Annotated in this window: 6 protein-coding genes and 1 tRNA gene; 6 read left to right on the forward strand and 1 reads right to left on the reverse strand. The window is 60.7% G+C overall.

The features are described 5' to 3' along the window. Positions 1-603: 603 nt before the first annotated feature. The gene (locus E8A46_RS21280) at positions 604-789 is read right to left on the reverse strand and encodes a hypothetical protein (RefSeq protein WP_363252260.1); all 186 of its coding nucleotides are present in this window, start codon (positions 787-789) and stop codon (positions 604-606) included. Positions 790-968: 179 nt separating this feature from the next. On the opposite strand from E8A46_RS21280, the gene E8A46_RS21285 reads away from it, so the two are divergent. The 6 genes from E8A46_RS21285 (at position 969) to E8A46_RS21310 (ending at position 4,488) form a co-directional block, all read left to right on the forward strand. After that, positions 969-1,235, forward strand: a complete 267-nt coding sequence (locus E8A46_RS21285) for a hypothetical protein (RefSeq protein WP_291565521.1) — start codon at positions 969-971, stop codon at positions 1,233-1,235. A gap of 107 nt (positions 1,236-1,342) precedes the next feature. Beyond that, a complete protein-coding gene (locus E8A46_RS21290; RefSeq protein ID WP_291565523.1) occupies positions 1,343-2,104 on the forward strand; it encodes a Sir2 family NAD-dependent protein deacetylase in 762 nt (253 codons plus the stop codon). Between the two features lie 214 nt (positions 2,105-2,318). Next, complete coding sequence (locus E8A46_RS21295) at positions 2,319-2,984, forward strand: cold-shock protein (RefSeq protein ID WP_291565525.1); 666 nt, start codon at positions 2,319-2,321, stop codon at positions 2,982-2,984. 238 nt (positions 2,985-3,222) lie between these two features. Next, positions 3,223-3,663: a DUF192 domain-containing protein gene (locus E8A46_RS21300; protein ID WP_291565528.1), complete on the forward strand. Its 441-nt coding sequence runs from the start codon at positions 3,223-3,225 to the stop codon at positions 3,661-3,663. A 195-nt stretch (positions 3,664-3,858) separates the two neighbouring features. Further along, positions 3,859-3,935 (forward strand) — tRNA-Pro (locus E8A46_RS21305). Between the two features lie 106 nt (positions 3,936-4,041). Then, entirely contained in the window at positions 4,042-4,488 is a 447-nt protein-coding gene (locus E8A46_RS21310; RefSeq protein WP_291565526.1) for a hypothetical protein, read from the forward strand. Positions 4,489-4,673 lie beyond the last annotated feature (185 nt).

The following is a 4,673-nucleotide window of genomic DNA, read 5'->3' on the forward strand; positions in this document are numbered from 1 at the left end:
TCACTTCGCCAGTGACGGTGTCAACAAGCCGATCACCGGGGAGAGCACGAAGGAAACCGTAAAACCATTGCGCGGGGAATGCCGGGTGATTCCGGTGTGACCTGACCAACGCGTGTGCTTTTGTGCTTTCCACCCCCGCACGCGCGGTTGCGGGCGCATCGGGCGCCCGGCATTCCCTGCGCCCTCTGATGGGAGAGGGCGAAACGAGCAGGCCAAAACTCGCGCGAAACGCGCGGCTAGATCGCGAAGCTATATCCTGTCGTCATTGCGAGGAGCGAAGCGACGAAGCAATCCATTCTTTCTTTATGCGGTACGATGGATTGCTTCGCTAACGCTCGCAATGACGAGTTTAACCCATTGCTCTTGGCTGTTTGAAATTTGAATCCGCGAACGCCTCACGGTAGGTGTCGTCCCTGCGAACGCAGGGACCCATAACCACAGGTGTTGATTGGAGCAGAAGCCGTTAGCCACCGTGCCAAAACGCGAGGCCGCGGCGTCCCGATGAGCGCAATTGCGCTCACGCTGGGGTCCCCGCTTTCGCGGGGACGACGTTGAGGGTATGGGGGCGCAGCCGGTGGCTCGCCGACAGTCTCAAAGCCCCCCTTACGACCAGAGCGGCGGGCGTTCAGGCGCATGACGCGCGTTTTCGCTGTGGCGGGCGTTGTCCAGCGTGGCGAAGAAATATTCCTCGCGCTCGCGCTGGAATTTTTCCTGGGTGGCTTTGAAATTTGCCACGCGGGTGGCGATCTCTTCGCGCTCGCGAGCGCGGCGGTTTGCTTCCTCGGTCATGCCCATCCCTTTCGAGTCGTGTCCCGCGCTCATTTGCGCGGGAGATTGGGGCGCGAATTAGGATTTGGCGTTGCCGGATTGTGATTTCCCGGGTGCGAACCACATCGCGGTGGATAACAGTCGTGGCGCCTTGTCGCCGGTGCGCCTTCCCGGTAGCGACAAGGGAACAGGAGGCCTGCATGGCAAAAATCGATCTGGACTCGCTAACCATCGAAGAACTCGCCGCGTTGCGTGACAACGCAACCGACAAACTGGCTGAAAAGGTCGCGGCGCGGCAGGCCGAGCTCGAAGCCGAACTGGAAAGACTGTCGCTCTACGGCAAGCCGGCGAAAAAATCGCTCGCTGCGCCGGCCGTGGCGAAAGCCAAAAAGAGCGACGAGGTCGCCAGGAAAGGCGACGAGGCCAAGGAACCGATCGCCAAGGATCCGATCGCCAAGGCGGCGTAGGGCGGCGGCAGGTCCCGGCGCCGCCGGTTGACCGGGCAGGCGTCGAAAATCGCAATCCGGCCGGCCGTGCTATCATTGTCTCGGCTGAACTTTCGGATGATCCCAAGGTGATCGCGTCGGACCTTCGTAGCGGGGTGGAGCAGCTCGGCGACATGATCGCCGAGGCGTCCGTCATCGTTCCCTTCACCGGCGCGGGTATTTCGACCGAGTGTGGCATTCCTGATTTCCGCTCGCCGGGCGGATTGTGGACCCGCAACCGGCCGATCCCTTTTGATGAATTTGTCGCCAGCGCGGACGCGCGCAACGAGGCATGGCGGCGACGCTTTGCCATGGAGCCGATCTTCGCCGCGGCAAAGCCGGGGCGCGGTCACCGTGCGCTCGCCGCGCTCTACAAGGCCGGCAAAATTCCCGCCATCGTCACCCAGAACATCGACAATCTGCATCAGGTCTCGGGTTTCGCCGGCGATCACGTGGTGGAACTGCATGGCAATACCACTTACGCACGCTGCATCGGTTGTGGGCAGGCTTACGATCTGGCGTGGGTCAAACAGCGTTTCGATGCGTCGGGCCGAGCGCCCGACTGCGCCGTCTGCGACGAGCCGGTCAAGACCGCGACCATCTCGTTCGGGCAGGCGATGCCGGAACAAGCCATGCAGCGCGCCACGGAACTCGCCCAGCAATGCGACCTGTTCGTGGCGATCGGATCGTCGCTGGTGGTCTGGCCGGCCGCGGGCTTCCCGCTGCTGGCCAAGAATTCCGGAGCCCGCCTCGTGATCATCAACAACGAGCCCACCGAGCAGGACGATCTTGCCGATCTGGTGATCCGCCACGATATCGGGGAAACGCTGGGGCCGTTCGTGGGCAACTGATGCCTAATTGATTTGCGCCCGCGTGATTCGCCGCCCGCGCAAGACTGTTCATAGGTTCCCGGAGATTGGTTTTTTGTCTATGCGCCGCAAGCGGGAGTGTTATCTTTTGATTCGAGAGATTCGCGTTGCGTCATCATGAAGTGTCATGGATGGGCGCGTGCAGGCGCCGCCGCACGAAATGGCGGGCGGTAGATCATGTGTGGGGTCCGCGGTCATGGTGTCGGACGGATTTGAGTCCAAGAAGCTTGGAGGCCCGCCGTCCGGCGCGGCGGGACCTAACAGGCTTGGGCCGGGCGGATTTTCAGCCGGCGTTGAGCGTGATCCCGCGATCGATGCCCTGACGGGCCTTGGCGATGCCGCCGCCAATCTGGTGGAAATCAGCGGCGTCATCAAATGGTTCGACGCATCAAAGGGCTACGGCTTCATCGTTCCCGACAATGGCTGGCCGGATGTGCTTCTGCACGTCACAGTGCTCAGGCGCGACGGCTACCAAACCGCCTACGAGGGCGCGCGGCTGGTTTGCGAATGCGTGCAGCGGGCGAAGGGTTATCAGGCGTTCCGCATCCTTTCGATGGACGAGTCGACGGCGATCCATCCGGCGCAGATGTTGCCGCCCCGGACCCATGTCAGCGTCACTCCGACCAGCGGTCTGGAACGAGCCCAGGTCAAGTGGTTCAATCGCCTGCGCGGCTTCGGCTTCCTGACCTGCGGCGAGGGCACCCCGGATATTTTCGTCCACATGGAAACCTTGCGCCGCTACGGAATGACGGAACTGCGCCCTGGTCAGTACGTCCTGGTGCGGTTTGGGCCCGGTTCCAAGGGCATGATGGCGGCCGAAATCCAGCCCGAAACCGGCTCGCCGGGGCTGTCATCGCACTAAGGCGCGCTTGCTCCTTTCCACGCTACCCGACCCCATCAGAACTCATGGGTTGCGCGCCGAAACGGGCGTGGTCTGGCTTACCGAGGTCTGGTATTTGGCCCGATCATCAGGCTACGGTCAACCGGCGCCGGTTCCGCCGAGGTGTGTGCCGCTGCGGCTCTGTCGAAATCTTCTGTCGGTGAGGTGAGCGTTGCTTGGAAATGTTGATCGAGTTGTTGGCCGGCGCGCGTGGTTCTGGATTTGCATCGCGGTAGCAGGCGCGCTTTGCGCATTCGCCGGCCTTGACGCCCGCGCCGCAAGCATCGGGCCGCTCGAGATCGTGACCAAATCCGGCGTGCACGTGTTCTCGGTCGAGATGGCAACGACCGAAGAGGAAAAAACCACCGGCCTGATGTACCGCAAGGAACTGGCGGACGGGAAAGGGATGCTATTCGATTTCTCGCCGGAACAGGAGGTGTCGATGTGGATGAAAAATACCTACATCTCGCTCGACATGATCTTCATCCGGGCCGATGGCCGGATTCTGCGGATCGCCGAGAATACCGAGCCGATGTCCACCAAGATCATCCCGTCGAGGGGCCTGGCCAAGGGGGTGCTGGAGGTGATCGCCGGCACGGCCCAGAAATACGGAATCGCGCCCGGCGATCGCGTCGCCCATCCGCTCTTCAATGGCCGCTAACCGGGCAAGGAAGCGCGGGCCGGACCGGTTCCGATTGAGTGGGAATTTGGAGCTCTAATCTTTTGTTTTGGCGCGTTTTCTTCACGTTAACCGCTGTTCACCGCTCGGATCAGGTCCGAAGGCTTGTTTCGCTCGAAAACGCTTCTGTCTTGCTGGCCGCGCTTGAAGCGTGTATCGACGACCTTTTCCAGAGATCGGGGTATAGCGCAGCCTGGTAGCGCGGCAGTTTTGGGTACTGCAGGTCGTTGGTTCGAATCCAGCTGCCCCGACCAATAATATCAATAACTTAGATCGATTTAGCAAAACCAAATCTTCCCATAAAATCGAATTGGGAAGGACATGGGAAGACACCAAAAAATATTTTTTGCGGATTTATCGATGAAGCCGCCAATCTTCTCAATCAGGCCGTCCGGGACCAATCCTCAGCAATACATGCACCGCGCGAGGCTGTTCAGAGACGCGGCGTCGAGACTGCCTGATTATTTAAACGGCGAGCAATATTGGCCGAAGTACGCGATGTTGACCCACGCAATCGAACTTGCGTTGAAGGCATTCGCTCAGTTTTCGATCGACAGCGGAATGACTCGAGGTGAGGAGCCGAAGCAGCACGACCTGCTAGGGTGGTATAGGCTAGCGCTCCAATATGGGCTCCCCGATGAGCCAGGTGTGGCGCAAAATCTCAACGTCTTAAATCGGCTGCACGTCACGCACTATACCCGGTATCCACAGGATCCGCCTACCGTAGTTCCAGACGCCTCGTCTATCGCGGACACCACGGTCGATCATCTGATTTTCACTTTCACGCAGTCTATCAATCCGCGCTGAAACCGATCTCCAAACGATGCTCGCGATCTCCGAGCGCTGGATCCGACCGGGCAATAGCCCCTCCATGACTCTAGGAAGGCCGCTGGTGAGTCCGGGGATTCGATCGGGCAGCGGCCTCAGAAAACGGCCCCAGCGCTTACTGGCCGCCGGGACCGTCTTGTTCTGGACGCCGTAGGTCGGCTGTG

It is taken from the genome of Bradyrhizobium sp., from assembly GCF_004799445.1.
Lineage (GTDB): Bacteria > Pseudomonadota > Alphaproteobacteria > Rhizobiales > Xanthobacteraceae > Bradyrhizobium.